Origin of the sequence: Streptomyces solitudinis (genome assembly GCF_036323765.1) — a bacterium.
GTDB lineage: Bacteria > Actinomycetota > Actinomycetes > Streptomycetales > Streptomycetaceae > Streptomyces.
Genome location: NZ_JAZDCW010000008.1, coordinates 1 through 23,690, shown reverse-complemented (window position 1 = coordinate 23,690; position 23,690 = coordinate 1). Strand labels below are relative to the sequence as shown.

Annotated in this window: 21 protein-coding genes and 1 pseudogene; 15 read left to right on the top strand and 7 right to left on the bottom strand. The window is 73.9% G+C overall.

All coding sequences use genetic code 11. The features are described 5' to 3' along the window. Positions 1-145: 145 nt before the first annotated feature. The 4 genes from V1J52_RS20070 (at position 146) to V1J52_RS20055 (ending at position 5,335) form a co-directional block, all read left to right on the top strand. Positions 146-823, top strand: coding sequence for a hypothetical protein (locus tag V1J52_RS20070; RefSeq protein WP_330141292.1), 678 nt, complete (start codon positions 146-148; stop codon positions 821-823). Between the two features lie 69 nt (positions 824-892). Next, complete coding sequence (locus V1J52_RS20065; RefSeq protein ID WP_330141291.1) at positions 893-1,774, top strand: thioredoxin domain-containing protein; 882 nt, start codon at positions 893-895, stop codon at positions 1,772-1,774. 229 nt (positions 1,775-2,003) lie between these two features. Continuing rightward, complete coding sequence (locus tag V1J52_RS20060) at positions 2,004-3,602, top strand: alkaline phosphatase D family protein (RefSeq protein WP_330141496.1); 1,599 nt, start codon at positions 2,004-2,006, stop codon at positions 3,600-3,602. A gap of 5 nt (positions 3,603-3,607) precedes the next feature. Then, entirely contained in the window at positions 3,608-5,335 is a 1,728-nt protein-coding gene (locus V1J52_RS20055; protein ID WP_330141290.1) for a serine/threonine-protein kinase, read from the top strand. 45 nt (positions 5,336-5,380) lie between these two features. On the opposite strand, the gene V1J52_RS20050 is transcribed toward V1J52_RS20055, so the two are convergent. Beyond that, entirely contained in the window at positions 5,381-5,974 is a 594-nt protein-coding gene (locus tag V1J52_RS20050) for a dienelactone hydrolase family protein (RefSeq protein ID WP_330141289.1), read from the bottom strand. Positions 5,975-6,087: 113 nt separating this feature from the next. Between V1J52_RS20050 and V1J52_RS20045 the strand changes: the two genes are divergently transcribed. After that, entirely contained in the window at positions 6,088-7,206 is a 1,119-nt protein-coding gene (locus tag V1J52_RS20045; RefSeq protein ID WP_330141288.1) for a mechanosensitive ion channel family protein, read from the top strand. Positions 7,207-7,227: 21 nt separating this feature from the next. Here the strand turns inward: V1J52_RS20045 and V1J52_RS20040 are convergent. Further along, positions 7,228-8,108, bottom strand: a pseudogene (locus V1J52_RS20040) (NAD(P)-dependent oxidoreductase). A gap of 105 nt (positions 8,109-8,213) precedes the next feature. Here V1J52_RS20040 and V1J52_RS20035 point away from each other — a divergent pair. Further along, positions 8,214-8,843, top strand: a complete 630-nt coding sequence (locus V1J52_RS20035; protein ID WP_330141287.1) for a TetR/AcrR family transcriptional regulator — start codon at positions 8,214-8,216, stop codon at positions 8,841-8,843. Positions 8,844-8,897: 54 nt separating this feature from the next. Here the strand turns inward: V1J52_RS20035 and V1J52_RS20030 are convergent, their stop codons facing one another. Continuing rightward, positions 8,898-9,227, bottom strand: coding sequence for a winged helix-turn-helix transcriptional regulator (locus V1J52_RS20030; RefSeq protein WP_330141286.1), 330 nt, complete (start codon positions 9,225-9,227; stop codon positions 8,898-8,900). A 158-nt stretch (positions 9,228-9,385) separates the two neighbouring features. Here V1J52_RS20030 and V1J52_RS20025 point away from each other — a divergent pair, with 158 nt between their 5' ends. Continuing rightward, positions 9,386-10,279: an NAD(P)-dependent oxidoreductase gene (locus V1J52_RS20025; RefSeq protein ID WP_330141285.1), complete on the top strand. Its 894-nt coding sequence runs from the start codon at positions 9,386-9,388 to the stop codon at positions 10,277-10,279. A gap of 26 nt (positions 10,280-10,305) precedes the next feature. Here the strand turns inward: V1J52_RS20025 and V1J52_RS20020 are convergent, their stop codons facing one another. Both V1J52_RS20020 and V1J52_RS20015 read right to left on the bottom strand, forming a co-directional pair. Then, positions 10,306-11,253, bottom strand: a complete 948-nt coding sequence (locus tag V1J52_RS20020) for an RluA family pseudouridine synthase (RefSeq protein ID WP_330141283.1) — start codon at positions 11,251-11,253, stop codon at positions 10,306-10,308. An 86-nt stretch (positions 11,254-11,339) separates the two neighbouring features. Next, a complete protein-coding gene (locus tag V1J52_RS20015; RefSeq protein ID WP_330141282.1) occupies positions 11,340-12,296 on the bottom strand; it encodes a LysR family transcriptional regulator in 957 nt (318 codons plus the stop codon). Positions 12,297-12,374: 78 nt separating this feature from the next. Between V1J52_RS20015 and V1J52_RS20010 the strand changes: the two genes are divergently transcribed. The 3 genes from V1J52_RS20010 (at position 12,375) to V1J52_RS20000 (ending at position 15,505) form a co-directional block, all read left to right on the top strand. Further along, positions 12,375-13,667, top strand: a complete 1,293-nt coding sequence (locus V1J52_RS20010) for an MFS transporter (RefSeq protein WP_330141281.1) — start codon at positions 12,375-12,377, stop codon at positions 13,665-13,667. Between the two features lie 171 nt (positions 13,668-13,838). Next, positions 13,839-14,561 (top strand): cyclase family protein, encoded by a 723-nt coding sequence (locus V1J52_RS20005; RefSeq protein ID WP_330141280.1) that lies wholly within the window; start codon positions 13,839-13,841, stop codon positions 14,559-14,561. Between the two features lie 20 nt (positions 14,562-14,581). Then, a complete protein-coding gene (locus V1J52_RS20000; RefSeq protein ID WP_330141279.1) occupies positions 14,582-15,505 on the top strand; it encodes a LysR family transcriptional regulator in 924 nt (307 codons plus the stop codon). 94 nt (positions 15,506-15,599) lie between these two features. On the opposite strand, the gene V1J52_RS19995 is transcribed toward V1J52_RS20000, so the two are convergent. Next, the gene (locus tag V1J52_RS19995) at positions 15,600-16,190 is read right to left on the bottom strand and encodes a pyridoxamine 5'-phosphate oxidase family protein (protein ID WP_330141278.1); all 591 of its coding nucleotides are present in this window, start codon (positions 16,188-16,190) and stop codon (positions 15,600-15,602) included. 401 nt (positions 16,191-16,591) lie between these two features. Between V1J52_RS19995 and V1J52_RS19990 the strand changes: the two genes are divergently transcribed. From V1J52_RS19990 to V1J52_RS19970, 5 genes are all read left to right on the top strand, one after another. After that, complete coding sequence (locus V1J52_RS19990) at positions 16,592-17,545, top strand: iron-containing redox enzyme family protein (protein WP_330141277.1); 954 nt, start codon at positions 16,592-16,594, stop codon at positions 17,543-17,545. 11 nt (positions 17,546-17,556) lie between these two features. Next, positions 17,557-18,516 (top strand): fatty acid desaturase family protein, encoded by a 960-nt coding sequence (locus V1J52_RS19985; RefSeq protein ID WP_330141276.1) that lies wholly within the window; start codon positions 17,557-17,559, stop codon positions 18,514-18,516. Further along, positions 18,513-18,896, top strand: coding sequence for a hypothetical protein (locus V1J52_RS19980; protein WP_330141275.1), 384 nt, complete (start codon positions 18,513-18,515; stop codon positions 18,894-18,896). Before V1J52_RS19985 ends, V1J52_RS19980 begins: the two co-directional genes overlap by 4 nt. Positions 18,897-18,964: 68 nt before the next feature. Further along, on the top strand, positions 18,965-19,555 hold the full coding sequence (locus V1J52_RS19975; RefSeq protein WP_330141274.1) for a nitroreductase family protein: 591 nt from the start codon (positions 18,965-18,967) through the stop codon (positions 19,553-19,555). A gap of 46 nt (positions 19,556-19,601) precedes the next feature. After that, positions 19,602-20,258, top strand: a complete 657-nt coding sequence (locus tag V1J52_RS19970; protein ID WP_330141273.1) for a helix-turn-helix transcriptional regulator — start codon at positions 19,602-19,604, stop codon at positions 20,256-20,258. Positions 20,259-20,546: 288 nt separating this feature from the next. On the opposite strand, the gene V1J52_RS19965 is transcribed toward V1J52_RS19970, so the two are convergent. After that, positions 20,547-23,690 (bottom strand): RHS repeat domain-containing protein (locus tag V1J52_RS19965; protein ID WP_330141272.1); only part of this gene is annotated, 3,144 nt, incomplete at its 5' end.

Genomic DNA, 23,690 nt, shown 5'->3' with positions numbered 1-23,690 from the left:
GCTCCGGCGGCGGCGCACGGTCCCGCGCGGTGCCGCCCCGGCGGACGGCGCCCGGCCGCCGCGGCGCGGCGCCCGGTCACGGTCGGGTAGCGGTTGCGGCACTCCTCACCCGGCCCTTACGGCGGGCGTGGCACACTCGCAGGCGATGGTCACTCCCCGCACTGGTATACGAGCAGCACGCGCCGCGGTGTTCACCGCGGTGTGCGTCGTGCTGTCCGCGGGCACCCACGTGCTGCTGTCGGCGGCGCCCGTGCCGCTGCCCGTGCTGCTGGCCGTCACCGGCGCCGTGTTCCTGTGCGCCTACGCCCTCGCGGGCCGCGCGCGCGGCTACGGGGCGACCGCAGCCGCCCTCGTTCCGCTGGAGCTGGCCGCCGACACCGTCTTCACCTCGGGCCAGGTCACCTGCTACGGCGCCGCGGGCGGCCCGGTCACCGGACCGCTGCGCAGCCTCGGCCTGGACCTGGTCTGCGCGGGCGGCGGCTTCGGCACGCCGCTGGCGCGGATGGCCGCCGACGCCCCCACCCCGGCGCTGGCCCACCCGGCCGCACCGTGGCTGCTGCTCGGCGCGCACGGGGCCGTCGGGCTGGCCGCCGCCGCCTGGCTGTGGCGCGGCGAGGAGGCGTTCGCCCGGCTGTGGCGCGCCGCCGCCGCGCGGACGCACACCCTGCTGCACCCGCTCCTGGCCCGCGCCGCCGCCCGTGCCCTGCCGGTGCCGCGGCCCGCCCCGTCGCGCGCCGCGCACCGGGTCCGGGCACCGCACGCCCGGCCCCTGCTGACCCACTCCGTCGTACGACGCGGGCCGCCCCGCCCGGCCGCGGGCTGACGTCCCGCCCCGGCCGCCCGGTCCCGGGCCACCCCCCTGTCGTACCCAACCCAACGGAGCCACGTCGTCATGAGCAAGCGCAACACCCAGGAAGCCAAGAGGGAAGCCCGCGAGCGGCTGCGCGTCGAGCGCGAGAAGCAGGCGAAGAAGGACAAGATGCGCCGCCAGCTCGGCGTGGCCGGCGCGGTCGTCGTCGTGCTGGCCGTGGCCGGCGGCATCGGCATCGCCGTCACCAACATGAGCACCGGCGGCGGCGAGGGCGACAACAGCGACTGGTCGGCCGCCTCGCAGGTCGCCGAGAAGGACGAGGCCGCGGGCGACTACGCCAAGTACACCGCCCCCGCCAACACCGAGGGCGAGGACGGCACCGACGTCGTCATCGGCGACCAGGACGCGGCGGACACCGTCACCGTCTACGAGGACATGCGCTGCCCGGTCTGCGCCTCCTTCGAGCAGGGCGTCGGCGAGACCCTCATCAAGGACATCGAGGACGGCAAGTACAAGGCCGAGTTCGTCTTCGGCACCTTCCTCGACGGTGACAACGCCGAGGGCGTCGGCAGCAACGGCTCCGGTTCCAAGAACGCCCTCAGCGCGCTCGGCGCCGCGCTCGACGTGAGCCCGGAGGCGTTCCTGGAGTACAAGAAGCTCCTCTACTCGCCCGACAACCACCCCGACGAGCGGATCGACGAGTTCGCCGACGACCAGAAGCTGATCGACATGGCGCAGGACGTCGAGGAGCTGAAGGGCAACGACGCGTTCGAGAAGGCCGTCAACGAGGGCACCTTCGACCCGTGGGCGCTGAAGATGTCCGACAAGTTCCGGGCCGCCCCGGACGTCACGGGCACGCCGACCGTCAAGGTCAACGGTCAGAAGATGGGCGGCGAGCAGGGCAGCGTCCCGCACAACCCGGAGCAGTACAACCAGATGGTGGACGCCCTGCTCGCGAAGTGACCCGGAGCGGAGCGCGCGGGTAACGGGGACCGGCGGGCGGGCGAACAGCCGTCCGGCGTCTGTCCGTTGCCCGGTTCCGGCCGTAGCATCTGCGGCCGTGACGCACTCCGACGCCGCCACCGAGCCCACCGCCGACACCGGGCGCACCGGCCCGTCCGCCACCGCGGACGGGCCGGACGCCGCACGCCCCGCCGCCCGGCCCGCCGCCCGGCCCAGACGCCGCAGCGTCCTGGCCGCGGCGGCCACGACCGCCGCCCTGGCCCCGCTGGCCACCGGCACCGCCGCGGGCGCCGCCGCGAGCGGCCCCGCCTTCGAGCACGGCGTCGCCTCCGGCGACCCGCTCCCCGACGGCGTCCTGCTGTGGACCCGCGTCACCCCCGAACCCGGCGCGCGGCCGGGCTCGGGCCGGGGCGCCGGCCTGGACGTCGGCTGGGAGGTCGCCGAGGACGCCGCCTTCACCCGCGTCGCCGCGCGCGGCACCGTCCGCGCCACGGCCGCCGCCGACCACACCGTGAAGGCCGACGTGCGCGGCCTGCGCCCGGACACGGCCTACCACTACCGGTTCACCGCCGCCGGGACGCACTCCCCCGCGGGCCGCACCCGCACCGCACCCGCTCCCGGCAGCAGCCCGGCGAACCTGCGCCTGGGCGCGGTCTCCTGCTCCAACTGGGAGGCCGGCTACTTCGCCGCCTACCGCCACCTGGCCGCCCGCTCCGACCTGCACGCCGTCCTGCACCTGGGTGACTACCTGTACGAGTACCCGACGGGCGGGTACGGCACCCGGGGCCGCACCGTCCGCCCGCACGAGCCCGCGCACGAGATCACCACGCTCGCCGACTACCGCGTCCGGCACGGCCAGTACAAGACCGACCCGGACCTGGCCGCCCTGCACGCCGCCCACCCGGTCATCGCCATGTGGGACGACCACGAGTTCGCCGACAACGCCTGGTCCGGCGGGGCGGGGAACCACACCCCCGGCGCCGAGGGCACCTGGGCGGCGCGGATGGCGGCGGCCAAGCAGGCGTACTTCGAGTGGATGCCGGTCCGGCCGTCCACCGCCGGCACCACGTACCGGCGGCTGCGCTTCGGCACCCTGGCCGACCTGCACCTGCTGGACCTGCGCTCCTTCCGCGACCAGCAGGTGCAGGCGGGCGACGCGGGCGTGGACGACCCCGGGCGCACGCTGACCGGACGCGCCCAGCTCGACTGGCTCAAGGCCGGGCTCAGCTCCTCGCAGGCCCGCTGGCGGCTGGTCGGCACGTCCGTGATGATCTCCCCGCTCGCCTTCGGCTCCGTGCCCGCCTACCTGCTGCGGCCGCTCGCTGACCTGCTGGGCCTGCCCGCCGGCGGGCTCGCCGTCAACACCGACCAGTGGGACGGCTACACCGGCGACCGCCGGGAGCTGCTGGGCCACCTGCGCGCCCACGGCATCGACAACACCGTGTTCCTGACCGGGGACATCCACATGGCCTGGGCCAACGACGTACCCGTCGAAGCGGCGACGTACCCGCTGTCGCCCACCGCCGCCACGGAGTTCGTCGTCACCTCCGTGACCTCCGACAACATCGACGACGCCCTGCGCGTCCCGGAGGGCACCACCACGCCCGTGGCCTCGGCCGCGCTGCGCGCCGCGAACCGGCACGCGCGCTGGGTGGACACCGACGCGCACGGGTACGGCGTCCTGGACGTGACCGCCGAACGGACGCAGATGGACTACTACCGGCTCACCGACCGGACGGACCCGCAGGCCGCTTCCCGGCACGCCCGCTCCTACCGCACCCGGTCCGGGAGCCAGCGTCTGGAACGGAGCTGGCAGCCCGTACGCTGACCCCCATGAGCGGGGGCACCAGGGGGCGCGTCGTCGACGGCCGGTTCGAGCTGCTGGAACGGCTCGGCAGCGGGGGGATGGGAACGGTGTGGCGGGCGCGGGACCTCGTGCTGGAGCGCGAGGTGGCGCTGAAGGAGGTCCGCCCGCCCGGCCCGGCGGCGGTGTCGCAGGACCCGGGGCTCTCCACGAAGCTGCGCGAGCGCGTGCTGCGCGAGGCGCGCGCCCTGGCCCGGCTCACGCATCCCCACGTGGTGACGATCCACCACGTCGTCGACCAGGGGCCGTACCCGTGGCTGGTGATGGAGCTGCTGCCGGGGCCGAGCCTCGCCCGGCGGACCGCCGCCGGGCCGCTGCCCGTGCCGGAGGCCGTCCGCGTCGCCCGCGACGTCCTCGCCGGGCTGCGGGCGGCGCACGCGGCGGGCGTCCACCACCGGGACGTCAAACCGGCCAACGTGCTGCTGCGCGCGGACGGTTCGGCGGTGCTGACGGACTTCGGCATCGCCGTGTACCAGGACTCGCCGCAGGTGACGGCCACCGGCGATCTGGTCGGCTCCCCCGAGTTCATGGCCCCCGAGCGCGTCCGGGGCGCGGCGGACCATCCGGCGGCCGACCTGTGGTCGCTGGGCATGCTGCTGTACGTCGTCGTGGAGGGGCACAGCCCGATGCGCCGGGGCAGCACGCTCGCCACGCTGGCGGCGGTGCTGGACGAGCCGGTGCCGCCGCCGGTCCGCTCCGGACCGCTGGCGGCGGTGCTGGCCGCGCTGCTCGTGCGGGACCCGGCGGCCCGGCCGGACGCCGCGCAGGTGGACGGGATGCTGGCCGCCGCGGCGAGCGCCCCCGGGGCCGCGCCCCGGCAGGCACCGGCCCCGGTGGCGCCGCCCCGGCCCGCGTCCCCGCCCGGGGTGCCGCACCCGTCCGCGCCCCCGGCGCCGCCCGCGGCGGGGTACGGGACGCCGTACCAGCCCACCCGGTACGACACCCGCCGGCCGGGCCCGCCCGCGTCCGGCACCCCGCAGCACGGCACCCCGCAGCACGGCGACACCCGGCCCGGCGGCACCCCGCCGGGCGGCGGCCGGCGGCGGCGCGCGGGGCCGGCCGTCGGGGCGGCCGTCTGCGCCCTGGCCGTGCTGGGCACGGTGGCGGGCGGACTGCTGCTCTCCCAAGGCGATGGCGGCTCCCCCGCGGGCGGCGGGGCCGTTCCGCAGTCCGGCGTCACCCAGGCCGTCGGCCCGACGGCTCCGGAGTCCACCGCGCCCGCCACCCCGTCGCCGTCCGCCTCGCCCTCGTCCCCGGCGCCCGCCCCGTCGGACACCCCCGGTCCGTCCGCGTCACCGGACGCGCCGCGCGACGACGCGGCGGGACAGGAGCCCGGGGCGCCCGGGCAGGGGTCCGGCGCCCCGCCCGGGACGGGCACGTGGATCGCCCAGCTGTTCTCCGAGCCGGTCTCCACCGGCGAGGACGTCCGCGACCGGCGGCTGGCGGCCGTCCGGGAGGAGGTGCCGGAGGCGGAGCTGCTGCGCAGCGACGACTTCGCCTCGCTGAACCCCGGCTACTGGGTCGTCCACGTGCCGGGCCCGTTCGCCGACGGCCGCGACGCGGTGCGGTTCTGCGCCGAGCGCGGCCGGACGAGCGCGAACGCCTGCGTCGGCCGCTACCTCAGTGACGACCCGGCCGACACGGTGTACGTCTGCCACCCGCAGGGCGGCGGGAGCGGACGCTGCACCCGGCCCTGAACCGTCCCGGGGCGCGAGCGCGGCGGCCGGGGCGGCCGGCGGCCGTCAGCTCCCGGTGTCCGCGGGGCCGGTCTCCGCGAGGAAGGCGAGCGCGGTGCGCCAGGTCCGCTCGGCGGCCTCCGCGTCGTGGTCGGGCAGACCGGGGTCGGTGTACAGGTGTCCGGCCCCGGCGTAGCGGTGCACCTCGACGTCCGCGCCGGTCCGCCGCATGTTCAGGTACCAGGCGTTGAGCCAGTCGTGCGGCTCGAACGCGTCGGGGTCGGCGACGTGCAGCTGCACGGGCAGGTCGGGCGCCGTGGCGCCCTCGGCCACGTCGGAGGTGCCGTGCAGGAGCAGCAGCCCCCGGGCGTGCTCGTCGGCCAGGGCGAGGTTCTGCGCGACGGAGGCGCCCAGGGAGAACCCGGCGTAGACGACACCCTTCCCGGTCAGCGGGGCGGTCGCGGCGACGGCCCGGCGCAGCAGCTCGTCGCGGCCGATGCCGTCCTTGACGGCCATGCCCTCCTCCACCGTCCCGGTGGTCCGCCCGTCGTAGAGGTCGGGCGTGTGGACCTCGTGCCCCGCCTCCCGCAGCCGCGCCGCGGCGGCGTGGACGGCGGGCCGCAGCCCGTAGGCGGAGTGGAACAGCACAACGGTGGCCAACGCGTCACGTCCTTCGTCGTCTCCCCGGGGCCGCTCGCGCCCCGTGTCCCAGAGTGTCCCACGGTGCCAGGTACGGTCGGGTGAGCCCCTCATCGTCAAGGAGTCGTAACGACATGGAAGACGTGCTGCGGCCGGCCATCGTGTTCGGCGGCGCGATCGTGCTGGCCTGGGCGCTGGCCTGGGCCGTGGACCGGCTGCTCGTGCGCATCGACGCCCGGCACCCGGAGACGCCCCTGTGGGGCCTGCTGCGCCGCGGCCGCAGCCCGCTGATGGCGGTGCTGTTCGTCGCTTTGGTGCGCGGCTTCTTCGGCAGTACGCACCTGGGCGGAGGCAGCCGGGTGACGGTCGAGCTGTGGCTGACGCTCATCCTCATCGGTGCCTCGGCGTGGCTGGTGCTGCGCGTGGCGACCGCCGTCATGGAGGCGGCCTCGGTGCGGTACACCGGGGTCGCCCACGACCCGGCCAGGGCCCGCCGCGTGCGCACCCAGCTCACCCTGGTCCAGCGCATGGTGACGGCGGTCGTGGTCGTCGTCGCGGTGGCGGCGATACTGCTCCAGTTCGACGGCATGCGCACCGTGGGGACCTCGATGCTGGCCTCGGCCGGTGTGCTGGGCATCGTCGCCGGTATCGCCGCCCAGTCCACGCTGAGCAACCTGTTCGCCGGCCTGTCGATCGCCTTCGGCGACATGGTCCGCATCGGGGACACGGTGGTGGTGGACGGCGAGTACGGCGTCGTGGACGAGATCACGGTGTCCTACCTGGTGGTGCTCACCTGGGACGAGCGCCGCATCACCATGCCGGTGTCGTACTTCACGAACAAGCCGTTCGAGAACTGGTCGCGCGGCGGCACCCAGATGACCGGGACCGTCTACCTCCACCTGGACCACACCGCGCCGCTCGCGGAGCTGCGGGCGAAGACGGAGGAGATCGTCCGGGCCAGCGACGAGTGGGACGGCCGCAGCTGGGGCCTGGTGGTGACCGACACCACGCCCACGACGATCCAGGTGCGGGCCTCGATGACGGCCCGCACGCCGGACGACATCTGGACGCTGCGGGTCACCGTGCGCGAGCAGCTCATCACGTGGCTGCGCGACGAGCACCCCTCCGCGCTGCCCCGCGTGCGCACCGGCCCCGGGCCGGACGCCCGCCCCGCCCCGGACGCCACCGCCCCGGGCCGGGACGGCGTGGGCCCCGGCCCGTACGAGCAGCGCGCCCCGCGCCCGGCCCGCTGACCCGGCCGCCGACGGCTCCGGCTACGCCTCGGCCTTCTTCATCAGCTCCACCAAGGCGGAGAAGCTGTCCGCGGCGTGGCCGGCGTCCATGCCGCGCCGGAAGAGGTCGGCCACCGCGGCCGGGAGCGTGGTGTCGGCGCCCGAGTCGGCGTTGGTGTGCAGCACGTGCTCGACGCTGGCCATGCCCATGGCCAGGCGGTCCACGTCACCGGTGTGCCGGCCGGCGTCGATGCGCTCCGCGTAGAAGGTGAAGAAGTCCGGCAGTGAGTTCGCGGTGTCGATGGCGTGCGGGAGGACGTCGGCCGCCGTCAGCCCGTTGGCCTCGGCGAGGGCGATCGCCTGCCAGTAGCTCAGCATGGAGGTCCAGAACATGACCATGCCGATCTGGTAGACGAGCGCGGCCATTCCCGGGTCCTCCCCCCGGTAGTCGGTCCGGCCGGTGACGACTTCGAGTACCGGCCGGTGCTCGTCGAACGCCGCGCGCGGTCCGCTGTAGAAGGTGGACGACTCGGGCCGGCCGATGCCGGAGGGCGGCACGGAGACCCTCCGGTGAGCTGCACGGCCCCGCGCCCGGCCGCCCAGCGGGCGGCGGTCCGTGCCCGCTCGGGAGTGTCGGAACTGAGGTTGACCAGGACCCGGCCGGGCAGCGCCGCCGCGGCGGGTTCCAGCACGTCGTACATCGCGGCGTAGTCGGTGAGGCTGAGTATCACCACCTCGTTCGCGGCGACGGCCTCCTCGGGGCTCCCCGCGAGGACGGCGCCGCGGGCCACCAGGTCGTCCGCGCGCGACGCCGTGCGGTTCCACAGCGTGACCGCGTACCCCCGGTCCAGGAAGGCCCCGGCCGTGGCGCGGCCCATGGGCCCGAGTCCGATGACCGTGACCGACTGCGTGGTGCTGTTCATGCCATGCTCTCCATCCTGACTAAAACGAGCGCTCTATCCAGAACGAGGCGAACGTAACACTCTCTAAAACGAACGTTCTACTCAGTGACTCGGTACGATGCCTCCATGCAGACCAGCACCCGGGACCGGATCGTCGTCGCCGCGGCCCGCCTCATGCAGCGGCAGGGGTACGTCGGCACGGGCGTCAAGCAGATCGCCCAGGAGGCACAGGCCACCCTCGGCTCCGTCTACCACTTCTTCCCGGGGGGCAAGGCGGCCGTCGCCGTGGCCGCGATCAACCACAGCAGCGAGGACGTCGCAGCGCCCCTCCGGAAGGCGCTGGAGGACCACGAGGACCCGGCCGAGGCGGTGCTGGCCTGCGCCCGGCAACTCGCCGACGACCTGCGCGAGTCGGGCTGGACGGACGGCTGCCCCGTCACGGCGGCGGCCCTGGAGACGCTCGGCACGGACCCGGAGATCCAGCGGGCGTGCGCCGAGGCACTGCGCACCTGGGAAGACCTGGTCCACGACAAGCTGCTGCGCTGCGGCTTCCCCCCGCAGGACGCCCGGGAACTGGGCACCACCGTCATCGGCACCCTGGAAGGGGCGGAGGTCACCGCCCAGGTGTACCGCAGCGAGGAGCCGCTTCGGGCTGCGGGGCGGCAACTCGCCCGCCTCGTGCGCTCGTACGAGCCCCGCACCCCCGGCCCGGCGGCCGGCACCGGCGGCACGATGGCTGGTGCCGCGACCGGGTAGGCCCGCCGGGCCGGGAACGGCCGCCGGTTCGGGAGGCGGCGGCGTCCCGCCGGATCAGGGAATGGCCTCGATGCGTTCCATGTGCTCTTCGCCCCACTCGCCGAGCGGGGCGAGCGCCGTGTTGAGCGAGCGGCCGAACGCGGTCAGCGAGTATTCCACCTTCGGCGGGACCTGGTGGTAGACCTCGCGGTGCACCAGGCCGCTGGCCTCCATCTCCCGGAGCTGGAGGATGAGCATCCTCTCGCTGATGCGGGGCACCGCCCTGCGCAGTTCCCCGAAGCGCAGGGGCCCGTCACCGAGCGAGAAAAGGACCAGCCCCTTCCGCTTTCCGCCCATGACGGCGATTGCGGCGTCGAGTCCGCAGGTGTAGGCCCGCTTGGCCACCGGAATCCTCCTGACAATTCTGTGCGTACCGAACAGAATTGTAGGTACTTGATCGAATGTGCGTGAAGCCTCCGGGATGGAAAGGCGTCCCACGGACGCACTGATCCGCGGATTTCCCGCGATTTTCCAGGCCATCCGACTGCTGACTGGAGTGACGCATGACCAGGAACGTTCCCGTACCCGTGACCGTCGTCGGGCTGGGTTCGATGGGCCGGGCGCTGGCCGAGGCGTTCGTCGGCGCCGGGCATCCGACGACGGTGTGGAACCGCACCCCGGCCAGGGCCGCGCCGCTGGTGGCCAAGGGCGCCGTCCACGCCGAGGAGGTGCGGGCCGCCGTCGAGGCGAGCCCCCTGGTCATCACGTGCCTGACCACCTTCGAGGACACCCGCTCCGCTCTGGAGCCGGCCGCGCCCGCGCTGGCCGGTCGCGCCCTGGTCACGCTGAACAGCGGTTCACCCGCCGGTGCCCGCGCCATGGCCGGCTGGGCGACCGGCCACGGCGCCCGGTTCCTGGCCGGAGCGGTCAAGAACGTGCCCGCGGCCGTGGGAGCGCCGGACACCCTGCTGTACTACGGCGGTGACAAGGCGGTCTTCGACGAGTACGAGACGACGCTGAAGGTCCTGGGCGGCGACACCGTCCACCTCGGGCACGAGAGCGACCTCGCCGCGCTGTACGAGATGGCGGTGGGCGCCATGCTGCTCCCGGCGCTCGCCGGTTTCTTCCAGGGCGCGGCGGCGGTCCAGGCCCGTGGGCTCACGGCGGACAGCACGGTGCGGTTCGCGGGGAAGTGGCTGGAGATGATCGCGTCCCTGCTGCCGGTCTACGCCAGGGAGATCGACAGCGGTGACTACACCGATGCCGCCTCCTCCGTGAACCTCTTCCTCGCGGGCGCGGCCCAGGAGGCGGAGCTGTCCGAGGAGACGAACGTCGACACCACCTGGCTCGCTCCGCTGCACGCCCTGCTGGAACGGGCGGTGGAGGCGGGCCACGGCGACCACAGCATCTCGGCCCTGACCGAGGTGCTCAGGCAGCCCGGCCGGAAGGCCGCCTGACACCCGGCCCCCCGGGCCCGGCGGGGTCAGGCGCTGTCGGCGCGGACGCGGTCCAGGGCGGACTGGAGGTCGCCCGGGTAGTCGCTCCCGAACTCCACCCAGCTCCCGTCGGCCGGGTGCGTGAAACCGAGCCGCACCGCGTGCAGCCACTGCCGGGTGAGCTTCAGCCTGCGGGCGAGCGTCGGGTCGGCGCCGTACGTCAGGTCGCCCACGCACGGGTGCCGGTGGGCGGACATGTGCACCCGGATCTGGTGGGTGCGGCCCGTCTCCAGCTTGATGTCGAGCAGGCTCGCGGAGCGGAACGCCTCGATGAGGTCGTAGTGGGTCACCGAGGGCTTGCCCTCGGCGGTCACCGCCCACTTGTAGTCGTGCTGCGGGTGGCGGCCGACCGGCGCGTCGATGGTGCCGCTGAGCGGATCGGGGTGGCCCTGGACGAGCGCGTGGTAGCGCTTGTCGACCGTCCGCTCCCGGAACTGCTGCTTGAGGTGGCTGTAGGCCCGCTCCGACTTGGCGACCGCCATCAGGCCCGACGTCCCCACGTCCAGCCGGTGCACGATGCCCTGGCGCTCCGCCGCGCCGGAGGTGGCCACGGTGAACCCCGCGGCGGCCAGCCCTCCGATGACGGTGGGGCCGCTCCAGCCGGGGCTGGGGTGGGCCGCGACGCCGACCGGCTTCATGACGACGACCAGGTCGTCGTCGTCGTGGACGACCTCCATGCCCTCCACCGGCTCGGCGACGACGCGCAGCGGCGCGGGCGGCGGCGGCATCTCCACCTCCAGCCAGGCCCCGCCGTGCACGCGGTCGGACTTGCCCGCCGCCGCGCCGTCCACCCGCACCTTGCCGTCCGAGGCCAGCTCGGCCGCCTTCGTCCGGGAGAAGCCGAACATCCTGGCCAGGGCCGCGTCGACGCGCTCGCCCTCCAGGCCGTCGGGTACGGGCAGGGTGCGCAGCTCGGAAGGCGATGGGGTACTCACCCGGTCGAGTATGCCGGACGGGCGCCACCGCCCCGACCACCCGCCCGGGGCCGCACGCCGGGGCCGCCCGCCGGGGACGTCCGCCGCTACGCCGGGCCGCCGCCGGGGACGGCGTCCGCGGGCGCGGGCGCGGTCGCGGGCGCGGGCGCGGGCGGACGCCAGGCCGTGCGGGCGAGACCGGCGAGCGTGCGCAGGACGAGCGTCGGGCGGCGGTCCCGGTGCAGGACGTAGTGGACGCCCAGCACGGGCGCGACCGTCCAGGGCAGCACCGCCAGCTCCCCGCGCCCCGCCTCGTCCGCGATCGTCGCCTCCGGGACCAGGGCCACGCCAAGTCCGGCGGCCGCGCAGCGCTTGAGCGCCTCCACGCTGACGAACTCCATCGTCGGCGGGCGGGCTCCGGTCCGGCGCAGTTCCCGGTCGATGACGTCGCGCTGCGCGCAGCCCCGCTCGATCACCAGCAGCGTCTCCCCCGCCAGCTCGGCGGTGGCCACCCGTTCGCGGGCCGCCAGCGGGTGGTGCGGGTGCGCCACCAGCCGCAGCGGCTCCCGCGCCATGCGCTCGGCCACCGTCATGGGGTGGTCCACCGATTCCTCCAGGAGGAAACCCGCGTCCAGGGTGCCGTCCTCCAGCCCGGCGACGAGCGCCGACCGCCCGGCCGGTCCGAACACCACCCGCAGCAGCGGGAACCGCTCCTTGAGCGCGCTGAGCACGGCGGGCAGCCGGTAGGCGCACAGGCTCTCGGGCGCGGCGATGCGCAGCGTCCCGCGGATCTCGCGCGGATCGGCCGCGGCCCCCGCGACGGCCTCCCTGGTCTGTTCCGCGTAGCCGACCAGGTGCTGGGCGCGCGGCCGCAGCTCACGACCCGCGTCGGTGAGCGCCACCCGGCGGCCCAGGCGTTCGAACAGGGGCACGCCGAGGTCCGCCTCCAGCGCCTGGATGTGGGCGGTGACGCTCGACTGCACGTAGTCCAGGTCCCGCGCGGCACGGGTGAAGCTGAGCTCCCGGGCGACGGCCAGGAACGTGACCAGGTGCTTGAGCTCCATGCACCCATCGTATGCACCGATCGCCTGGATCGGCAGGATTCGTTGGACGTGATGGCTTCGGGCGCGTACACCGGAGACATGGCCCTCCCCACCTTCCGCCGCTCCGGCCGGACCGTCCCGCCCCCCGCTTCCGCCGGGGGAATCGGCGGGCGGGACTTCCTGCTCCTGCTCGCCGCCACGCTGGGCACGTTCTCGAACTACGCGCCGCTGCTGTCCGTCGTCCCCGCCTGGTCCGCCCAGGGGGGCACCGCCCTCGGCGGGGTGGGCGCGGCCACCGGGGTGACCATGGCCACCACCGTGGGGGTCCAGCTCTTCATGGCCGGGCTGCTGCGCCGGTTCGGGCTGCGCAGGCTCCTGGCCGCGGGCGCCGCGCTGCTGGGGCTGCCCACCTTCGCCTACGTGCTCTCCCCGGACCTCGGCTGGGTGCTGGCCGTCTCCGCCGTGCGCGGGGTCGGCTTCGGCATGGTGGCCGTCGCGGGGAGCGCCCTGGTCGCCGAACTCGTCCCGGCCGGGCAGCGCGGCCGGGCCGTCGGCTGGTACGGGGTCGCCGTCGGGCTCCCGCAGGTCGTCTGCCTGCCGCTGGGCGTCTGGATCGCCGCACACGTGGGCTTCGCGCCCGTCTTCGTCGCGACGGGGCTCCTCAGCCTCCTCGCCGTGCCCCTCGCCGTCGCCCTGCGGACGCCCGCCGCCCCCGCCCCGGCCCACCCGTCGGACGCGCCGGACACGCCCGGGGCCCCGGACACGTCCGGCGCGGCGCGCCGCCGCCGCACCGCCGGGCGGCTGCGTCCGCTGGCCGCTCCGTGGGCCATGCTGATCGCCTCCGCCTGCGCGCTCGGCGGCGTGACGTCGTTCCTGCCGCTCGGCGACAGCGGCGCGTCCGTCGCCTCCACCGCCCTGTTCGTCCTCTCGGCGGCCATCATCGCGGGCCGCTGGGGCGCCGGGGTGTGGAGCGACCGGTTCGGCACCGGCCGGCTGCTCCTGCCCAGCCTCCTGGCGTGCGTCCTGGGCGTGGCCGGGTTCGCCCTCTCCTCCGGCTCCTCCGGGTACGCGGCCGCGCTGGCCGTGGCGGCGGCGGCCGTCTACGGCACCGGCTTCGGCGTGCTCCAGAACGACACCCTGGTCGTCATGTTCCAGCGGGCGGGCCCGCGGGGGAACGGCATGGCCAGCACGGCCTGGAACATGGCCTACGACGCGGGCACGGGCGTGGGCGCGGTGGCCGTCGGCCTGCTGGCCCGGCCGCTCGGCATCGGCGGCGGCTACCTGGCCTGCGCCGCCCTCATCGCCCTCACCCTCCCCCTCACCCGCCGCCCCGCCGGCCGGGAGCGCCCCCGCGAGCACCCCGCGGTCCCCTCCGCCGCCGGCCGGACCTGACCACCACCCGCCGTCCCGTGACGGCGCCCCGCCGGCGTCCGGGGTCACCGCGCGCTCCCGCCCCGGCCCGCCAGGCGGCGGCGCGGCGTGGCCGATAACGCCGGGGTCTCATTGCCCGGCTCGCATCGAGCACGGACCATTCCACCCAACCAGCCAGGAAGGGCACACCTCATGGCCAACGGATTCCCGCTGACGTCCCGCCTCGCCCCGGCAGCGCCGGGCGGCGGCCCCGGCAGCGTCCTGGTCGACCTCAGCCACGAGATCACCGCTGGTGCCACCGCCTACCCGGGGCTCCCCCAGCCGGAGCTGACCGACCACGTCACCCGGGAGGAGTCCCGGGCGGCGTACGCGCCGGGCACGGAGTTCCACATCGGCAGGCTCTGCCTCGTCGGGCAGACGGGGACCTACCTCGACGTGCCCTTCCACCGCTACGCCGATGGTTTCGACCTCACCCGGCTCGACCTGGCCCAGGTCGCGGGCAGGTCCGCGGTCGTCATCGACACGGAGGAGCGCAGCATCACACCGGCCGCGTTCGCCGGGCGGCCGCTGCGGGGCCGGGCGGTCCTGATCCGGACAAACTGGTCGCGGTTCTGGGGGATGGCGGAGTACGGCTCCGGGGAGCACCCCCACCTCTCCGCGGAGGCCGCCCGCTACCTCGCGGCGGAGGCACCCGCCGTGGTGGGCATCGACTCCCTGAACATCGACGGAACGCACACGGGGGAACGCCCGGCCCACTCCGAACTGCTCGGCGCGGGCATCCCCGTGGTGGAGCACCTCACCAATCTGTCGCAGCTTCCCTCCGAGGGGGCCCGGTTCACCGCGGTGCCGGTGAAGGTCGCCGGGCTGGGGACCTTCCCCGTGAGGGCGTACGCGGCCTGGAACAGGTGGACGTGACACAGCGGAACGAGGAGCGGATGGTAAGCCTTCAGCACTTCAAGACCCTGCACTCCGTACAGCACCACGGCGGCATCGTGGCGGCGGCCAAAGAACTCAACCTGTCGCCCTCCGCCGTCTCCCAGCAGATCAAGGCACTGGGGTCCGAATGCGGATTCCCGATCGTCGAACCGGACGGCCGGGGCATCCGGCTGACGGAGAGCGGTACGCAGATCGCCCGCATAGGCCTGCAGATCGAGGAGTTATGGGAGCGCTCCGTCGCGCGCCGCCGAACCGCCGGTGAGAACACCCGCGGCCATCGGCGCACCGTGCGGCTGGGCGCCTTCCCCTCCGCGATGGCCGGGTGCGTGCTCCCGGCCATCGCCACGGCCAAAGACCCCCGTCTGACCCTCCAGCTCTTCGAGACCAGCCCGCACGAGGGCCGCGACCAGGTGGAGGCCGGCAACCTGGACGTGGCCGTGTCCATCCAGGAGGACGGAGCCGGGGCGGACGCCCGCTTCGGGGTCGTCCCGCTCAAGCACGATCCGTTCGTGCTGACCGGCCCTCCCGGCGTGATGGCCGCCGTGAACCGGTCCGACCCCGCCCGGGCCCTGTCGCAGGTGCCCTGGGTCTTCCCCCGCGTCGGCTCCGACTGCGACCGCCTCATCAGCACGCACTTCGCCCGGCACGGCATCGCCGCGCGTCCCGTCGGACGCACGGACGACTGGGCCCTCGCTCAGGAGATGGCGGCCACGCTCAAGGCCGTCACGTGCGTGCCCTCCTCGGCGCTGGTCCGCCGTCCCGATCTCGTGCGGCTGGTGACGGCCGGCGGGATGCCCGCGCCCGCGCGCACGCTCGTCCTCGTCGCCAAGCCGGCGGCGCTGGCGGCCGAGTGGTTCACCGTGCTCCAGCAGCGCCTGAAGCGGGCCTGTTCGCGCACCTCGGGCACCGCCCACACCACCTGAGACGGCCGCCGGCCGGGTGCGGTCACCGCCCGCGCGGGGCGGTGACCGCACCCGGCCGGTCACCTCCGGCGCCCGCCCGGACCGGCGGCCGGGGTCAGCCCGCGGCGCGGCGCAGCAGCCCCTCGTACTCGCTCTTCTTCTTCCACTGCGGCTCCGGCGGCGTGTGCCCCGCGCGCGGCGCGTGCGGGGAGTGCCCCGCCGCCCGCACGTCGTGCAGGTAGCGGGGGCAGTTCTCGAACACCTCGCGCACGGCGACGTGCACCACCGCGTCCGCTCCCTCGAAGTGCTCGGGGGACTCCCCTGCCGCCAGCACCCGCGCGTCGCCGTTCACGCGCACCTTCAGGGGCCTTCCGTAGTCGATGAACAGCAGCCCCACCGCGGGGTTCTCCAGGACGTTCCCCAGGCTGCGGAACATGCCGTTCCCGTCGTAGCTGGGAAAGACGATCTCGCGCGGTCCGCGCAGCCGCACGAAACCGGGCAGGCCCCCCTTGTAGGAGCAGTCGGGACGGCCGTGCGCGTCCGCCGTCGCCAGGTAGAAGCAGTCGGCGCCCGCCACGACCTCGGCGGGCGCCCCCTCGACGGACTCGCTCACGTACCGCTCGGCGATGTGGTCGGCCAGGCCGACGGTGTCCATGGACTCCTGCACGCGACGGGCACCGGGCCCGTAGAACCTCTCGCTGCGCATCTTCGCTCCGTTCGCTCGTACGGCGGCTGGCAGCTCCCGTGCAGCGTGGGGACGCCGGAGTGCCCCGGTCAACGACCGTGCAGATATTCAGCAGGGTGCCCGGCCGCGCCCCCGCCCGGTTTCCCGGCCCCATCCCGGGGCCGCCCGTCGGCACGTTCGCGCAGGAAGCGGCCGAAGTGAACCAATTCACGCATTCCGTGCGGCGGCCGTCCGGCGCCTGTCGATCATTTCGCCTTCTCGCAGCGTTCTGTCCGGGAAATGCGCGGAAAGCAAGACTTCTTCTCGTCACCCGCCCCTTCTCCAGGCGGCGCCGGATTCCGACGGCGTGACCACCCGCGGCACGGCGCCCCGCTGCTCCCCTCTCCCCGCCCCTCCGCACCACCACCGTTCGAAGGAGACCCATGACTCTCGTCACCGACCGCCGGACCGGCACGCAGCCGCTCACGCCGCAGCTGGACCGGGCGTTCCCGGAAACGGGCGCCCCCGACCCGCGCCTGCGGGAGTCCCTCCTGGCCGGCCTGCACAGCCACTACGTGGCCTACATGTCCGGCCCGGAGGACTTCGCGCGCACCCCGCGGCTGAACACCGACCCGCACATCAGGCAGATCGAGGACGCCTGGCTGCGCTGGGAGGACGCGCAGGTCGACCAGTCGCAGCTCCCCCGCACCGGCGCCGCGTTCCGTGACTGGTTCCTGGCGGTGGCCGACGACCACACCCAGCCCGAGTTCTGCGCCTACCTGGCCGAGGAGGCGACCCTGCCCGAGATGGCGCTGTTCTTCATGGGCGAGGAGCTGGTGGACAGCAAGTTCGACGACCTCATGGCCATGGTCCAGATCGGCACGCAGGGCCACACCAAACTGACCATCGCGGAGAACTACTGGGACGAGATGGGCGAGGGGGACATCAACGGCGTCCACACCCGCATGTTCGAGCACTCGGCCGTGTACATGCGCGCCCGCCTGGCGGACGCGGGCATCGACCGGTCCGCGCTGCACTGCCCGGAAGCCTTCGAGAACGCCTGCCTGCTGCTGATGTACGGCATCCACCGGCACCTCAACCCCCGGGCGCTCGGCGCGATGGGCGTGCTGGAGCAGAGCGCGTCGCCGCGCTTCCAGGCCATGGTCGACGGCTGCGACCGCCTCGGCGTGCCGCCGGACGTGATCGACTACCAGCGCGTCCACGTCCACGTCGACGCGGACCACGGGGCCGAGTGGTTCGACGGCGTCTTCGTGCCGCTCGTCGACCGGTCGCCCGAGCTGCTGCGCGAGATCAGCCTCGGCGTCGCCACCCGCGTCCGCGTGGCGGACGCCTACTACCGGCGCATCTGGAACGTGATGCGCGACCTCTCCCACTGAAGGGGACGGCCATGTCCGCTCCGGCCACGCACGAGGGGCCACAGGTCCTCTTCCGCAAGGCGCGGGTCACCCGCCACGACGAGAAAGTGTTCCTCGCCAAACTGGTCCTGGCCGCGGCCCTCACGGCGGTGGCCGGCTACCTCGCCCTGCAGCCCCACCCGGTGACCGCGGTGCTCGGCATGCTGCTGCTGGGCGCCATGTACACGCACATGGTCGAGTTGCAGCACCAGTGCCTGCACCACTCGGCCTTCCGCTCGCCGCGCGCCCACCGCCTGGCGGGTGTGCCGCTCGGCCTGCCGCTCCTGGTCTCCTACAGCCACTACCGGGTGCGCCACCTCCAGCACCACCGCTACCTCGGCACGCCGCAGGACTCGGAGTTCTTCGGCTTCGACACCCGGGCCCCGCTGCGGTGGAAACTCCTGCTGCGCGGGCTGCTGGACTACCCGCGCGTCGCCCTCGTCCTGAAGGACGTCGCGCGCAGCTTCTCCGGCCGCTGGTCCTACGACATGGGGCAGATCGCCGAACGCAGGCGCCGGGAGATCATGGCCGAGTACCGGCTCCTGGGCGTCCTCGTGGCCTCGCTGGCCGCCGTCTGCCTGGCGGGCCACCCGGACCTGGTCCTGCGGCTGTGGCTGCTGCCGCTCCTGGTCGCGGTACCGCTGCACTTCCTGGTCGAGCTGCCGGAGCACATCCTGTGCGAGACGGAGACCACGGACGTCCTGCGCAACACCCGTTCCATACGCGGCAGCGCGCTCAGCACGTGGTTCACCAACGGCAACAACCTGCACGTGGAGCACCACGCGGCCATGGTGGTGCCGATCAACCGGCTGCGCGAACGGCACGCCGAGGCCGAGCACTTCGCCGTCCACGTGGAACACAGCTACGCCGCCTTCTTCCGCACGGTCGCGGCCACCGCACGGCGGAACGGGAAACAGGCGAAGGCACGGAAGGAACGGGAGGACCACCGATGACGACCACCGACCCGCGCCGCGCGGCGAACGTGGAGGTCAGGGGCGTGGCCGTCCGGCACGCGCGGGCCGTGATCTGCGAGGCGGTACCGGACGCCCTGAAGGTTTCCTGCGTCGCGGACACCGTCCGCTGCGAGGTTCCCGAGGCCGAGATCAAGGTCGTGCTGCGTTCCACCGGCGAGCGGCGGACGTGCCTGTGCTTCCACGCGGTGTTCCGGGAACGGCAGTCGGCGGGCCGGACGTGGTGGACGAGCTGGGAGGTGGAGGTGCCCGACGCGGCGGGCAGCCGCCGGGTCGGCTGGGTCCTGGTCTCGGAGCTGCGTGCCTGCCGCCGCTCCTTCGCGCGGGCCGTGGACGACGCCGGGCTGCCGGCCGCGGCCTGAGCCGGGCCGGGCCACGCTCCTGACCGGAGCGGGGCCCGGCCCGTCCACCCGAGGAGGGAGAGGGGAACATGGAACTCACACAGGCGATCCGCACCCGCAGGAGCAGGCACCTCCTGACCGCTCCGGCGCCCAGTGACACGCAGTTCACCGACCTCGTCCGGACGGCGGCGTCAGCGCCCGACCACGGCACCCTCCGGCCGTGGCGCTGGCTGCTGCTGCGCGGCACGGCACGGCACGTGCTGGGGGACGCGCTCGCCGCGCAGGCGACCGACGGCAACGGCCACCGGCTCCGCGACAAGCCCCTGCGGGCACCGCTGCTCGCCTCGATCATCTTCTGTCCGCACGAGGAGGCGACCCGCGTCCCCGCGTGGGAGCAGCTGGCCGCCACCACCCTCCTCGTCCACAGCGTCGAACTGCTCCTGCACGACGCGGGGTGGGGCAGCATCTGGCGGACGGGCGGGGCGGTGGAGGCGCCGGCCGTCCGGGAAGCCCTGCACATCGGCGCGGACGAACGCCTGCTGGGCTGGCTCTACGTCGGGACCCCCGACGGGCGCTCGTCCCCTCCGGCCCGGACGCTCCCCTCCGTGCGCGAACGCGTCACCAGCCTGTCCGGCCGGCACCCCCGGCGGCAGGGGGGTGCCGCTCCGGGCCGGCGGTAGATTCTCCTCTGCGAGGTCCGCGGCAGGAGTGAGGTGAAGGCCCGTCATGACACCAGCGGGCCCGGTGCGGGTCGCCCTCCTCGACGCCCACCCCGTCGTCCTGGCGGGCATCGAGACCTGGTACGCCGCCTCGGGCAGGTCCATCACGGTGTGCGCCAAGGGCGACGACGTCTCGGCCGCCCTCGCCGGACCGGGCCGTCAGGCACAGGTCGTGGTGCTCGACCTGCACCTGACACCGGGACGATGCGCCTACGAGGAGCTGACGGCGCTGGTCGCCCAGCAGCGACGGGTGCTCGTCCACGCCCCCCGGGGTGGCCGGACGGAGGCACAGACCTGCCTCGGCCTCGGTGCGTTCACCTTCCTCACCAAGGCCGAGGGGGAACGCCCCCTTGTCGCCGCCACCCTCGCCGCGGCCGACGGGATCCCCTACACGTCCCCGGCACTCGCCGCCATGCTCGGCGGCGGCTCCCGGCCGGGCCGTCCCCACCTCGCGCCCCGCGAGGTGGACGTCCTCCTGAGCTGGTTCCGCTCCGAGTCGAAGGCCGCGGTGGCGGCCGGCCTCGGGATATCCGTCCGGACCGTCAACACCTACCTCGACCGGGTCCGGGTCAAGTACGGCGACGCGGGCCGTCCGGCCCGCACCAAGGCCCACCTCGTGGCCAGAGCCGTCCAGGACGGCCTCATCGCCCTGGACGACCTGTGAGCGCCCGCCTCCACGACGACACAGTCTGTCCCAGCGTGGCCTGTCCGGGCGGTGGTCTCCTCGCACGCGCCGCAGTGTGAGCAGGTCAAGGATGGCTGGGTACGTGTAGCCGCCCCTCGGAAGCGCTGAGGGGCGGGCCCCTCGGTACGCAACGAGGAACCCGCCCTCTCTTAGCCCGGACAACACCGCTACGGCCGCATCTCCTCACCTGCCGGCCGATGTCTCGCCTGCTGGTTCCGTCCTTGACGCCGCTGAGGGGCATCGGACGCCTGGCACCGGCTCAGCACCTCATTCGAGCGGCCACAGCTTGCGGCCGTCCGCGATGACGCGGCCATAGAGGTGCCCGACCTGTACAGCGTTGCCCTCGCCCATGATGTTGACGTCACCGAAGATCCTGCCGGCCTGGACGATGGAGAGACGTTCTTCGGGCACGCCACCGAGGAGGGAGTTTCCACCAGGCGGACTCATGCGGCCGACCACATTGCGGTTTCCGATCTGGACGACGTTCCGGGCGTTTCCGAAAACGGTCCCTCCTTCCGCCATCACCGCCGTGCCGTGCACGTCACCATCGACGGTTCCGCCTCGGACGACGACATCGCCGTGTACGTCACCGGTCCTGACCTCACCGCGTCCGACGACTTCGAAATTTCTCTGTTCGTGTGGATTCCCCGCTCTGTCCGGACGGTCGGGACTGTCCGGGCCTTCTGGTTCGCTTCTGGCTTCGGAGCGGTTGTCCGCCGCCTTCTTCTTGGCCGCGGTGAGCCTGTCCTTGGCCTTGCTGAGGGTCTTGGAGTGCTTCCACATTCCCTTGACGCCGGATGTCAGGTCACCCAGCAGGCCCCAGACGCGTTTGACCATGCGGGCACCCTTCGCCCACTGCCAGGGCGCTCCGTACTTGGCGAGGATCTTGCCCGCCAGGCCGCCGACGAAGGTACCGGCGATGTTGAGCGCGGTCTCCCCGCAGGCCGCGAGGTCGCCGCTGGAGAAGCAGTCCATCGCGGCGTTGATGCCGAGGATGTCCTTCGCGATCTCGACGAGTTCCTTGGCCGCGTCGATGGTCTGCTGTCTGGCCCCGTTGTACTGGCTCCGGGCCCGGTTGACGTCCTCCTGGGCCTGTGAGGGCGTCACTGACGTCCCCGTGGCCGACGCTCGTTGGATGTACTTCGGATTGATCATGATCGCCAGCAGGCCCGACGGATCGGAGGCGGTGACGGGGGTGTTGTTGGCGTAGGCGTAGCCGTTGACCTGCTGCGGGTCGGTGTAGTCGATGACCGGGTCGACCGAGATGAACTTGCCCAGCGCGGGATCGTACTGGCGTGCCCCGATGTGGGTGAGCCCGGTCTGGCCGTCGAGCGTGCCGCCGACGAAGCCCTTCTCGCCCGGCCACTGGCCGGCCGGCGTGCCCCGGTCCTGACCGTAGGGGTTGAAGCGGCGCTGTGCGACCTGCCCGGACGCGGCGTCGACCGCCAGTTGCGCGGTGCCCTGGTGGTCGGAGGCGAGGTAGGACAGCGTGCCGTCGTCGGTGCGGACGGCGACGGTCTGGCCCGCGAAGGAGTAGTAGCGGGTGGCCTCGGCCTCGGTGGAGCCGTCCGCCAGGCGCAGTTCCATGCCGGGCAGGTAGACCGTGGTGGACGTGGCGTCGCGCCGCAGGACGCGGTCGCCGCCGGCGTCGTAGACGTAGGTCGCCTCGTCGCCGTCCGCCTCGGTGGACCTGGTCAGCTTGCCCTCGGCGTTCCACTCCAGGGTCTGGGTGTCGCCGCCGATGACGCGCCGCGTGGTGTTGCCGCTCGCGTCGTAGGCGTACGTGAACTGCTCGTCGGCCGTGGGGCCGTCCTGGACGACCTTGGTGACGGCGTGCGGGCCGGCGTCGCCCTCCCCGTAGGTGTAGGTGCGCGTGGTGTCGCCGGCCGGGTCGAGGCCGACGTCGTGGTGGACCTCCTGGGTGCGGTTGCCGATGGAGTCGACCGTGTAGGACGTCCAGTAGGGCGCCGGTCCGCCGAGGGCGGCGGTGCCGGGGGCGGCGTCACAGGCGGCCGGGGCGGTGCCCTCCAGTCGGCCGCTGACCGTACCGGAGCCCACGGCCGTCCCCGCGTCGGCCGCCGGGGTCCACGCCTCGGTGAGGCGCCGGCCGGTGTCGTAGGCGAAGCACTGGACGTCGGGGGAGGCGCCCGCGCGGTCCGCGATGGCCAGGACGTTGCCCGCCGCGTCGTAGGAGTAGTCCGCGGACCGCAGCGGAGCCGCCTGCGAGGACAGGTCGAGCACTGAGCGGGTCAGCCGGTCGGTGCCCTTCTCGTAGGCGAAGGTCTGCCACAGCGTCTCGCCGCCGTCCATGTTCAGGGCGAGCTGCTGGACGAGGCTGGTCGGCGAGTACGTCGTCTCCTCGACGTAGGGCGTGTCGTTGCCCGACATGCCGGTCACGCGCTGGAGGTCGTCGTACTCGTAGGAGAGGGACTCCGCCTCCAGGCCGCCGGCCGCCGGCATGCCCGCACTCTGGAGGGTGCCGTCGCGGTTGTAGTTCTGGGTGAAGGTGTAGACGCCGCCGAGGGCGCCTTCGGAGTCGGGCACCCGGTAGGCGGTCTTCAGCGGACGGTAGTACTCGTCCATGGACTGGACGACGGAGCCGAAGTACGCGCTGCCGCCGTTCACGTAGCGCAGTGAGGCGTAGGCCTTGCCGAGCCAGCCCGCCTTGTCGTAGCGGGTCTCGGTCAGCCGCGTCCCGGTACCCGGGTCGCCCTCCCAGGTGGAGGTGGGCCGGCCGAGGTCGTCGTAGACCGTGGAGGTCTTCTCGCCCCGGGCGTCGGTGGCAGAGACGAGCTGGTCCAGCGCGTCGTAGGCCATGGTGGACGTGCCCGCGTCCGGGTCGATGCTCCTGACCTTGCGGCCCAGCTGGTCGTACTCGTAGCGCCAGGTGTTCCCCTGGGCGTCGGTGACGGTCTCCAGCCGCCCGGCCGGGGTGTAGGTGTAGGCGGTGGCGTCGTAGCCGTTGCCGGGCCCTGCCCCGCCGCCGGGGTTCGGTGCGGTGCCCTCCCAGTGCCGGATCTCGGTGGTCTGGCCCGCGGCGTTGGTGACGGTCGTGGTCGGTACGCCGCCCTCGGGCGGGTCGACGTGGGTGTACTGGCCGTCGTAGGTGGTGGTGGAGTTCCACTGTGCCGCCCCGGCGACGGCGAACGTCTGCCGCGTCGGCCGTCCCAGGCCGTCGTACTCGTAGAGGGTCTGGGCGCCGACCTCGCCGTCGGGGACGAGCAGCAGGTCCGAGGACGGCGCTCCGGTGGCGTTGTAGGTGCTGGAGGTCTTCCAGACCTTGCCGGTGCCGTCGTAGAAGGAGTCGGCGACCATGCGGGTGCCGTCCGGGCCCTCGGTCTGCTTCTGCCGGGGGCGCAGCAGGCCGTCGTAGAGCTGGTACTCGACGCCGTAGCCGCCGCCGGTCTCCAG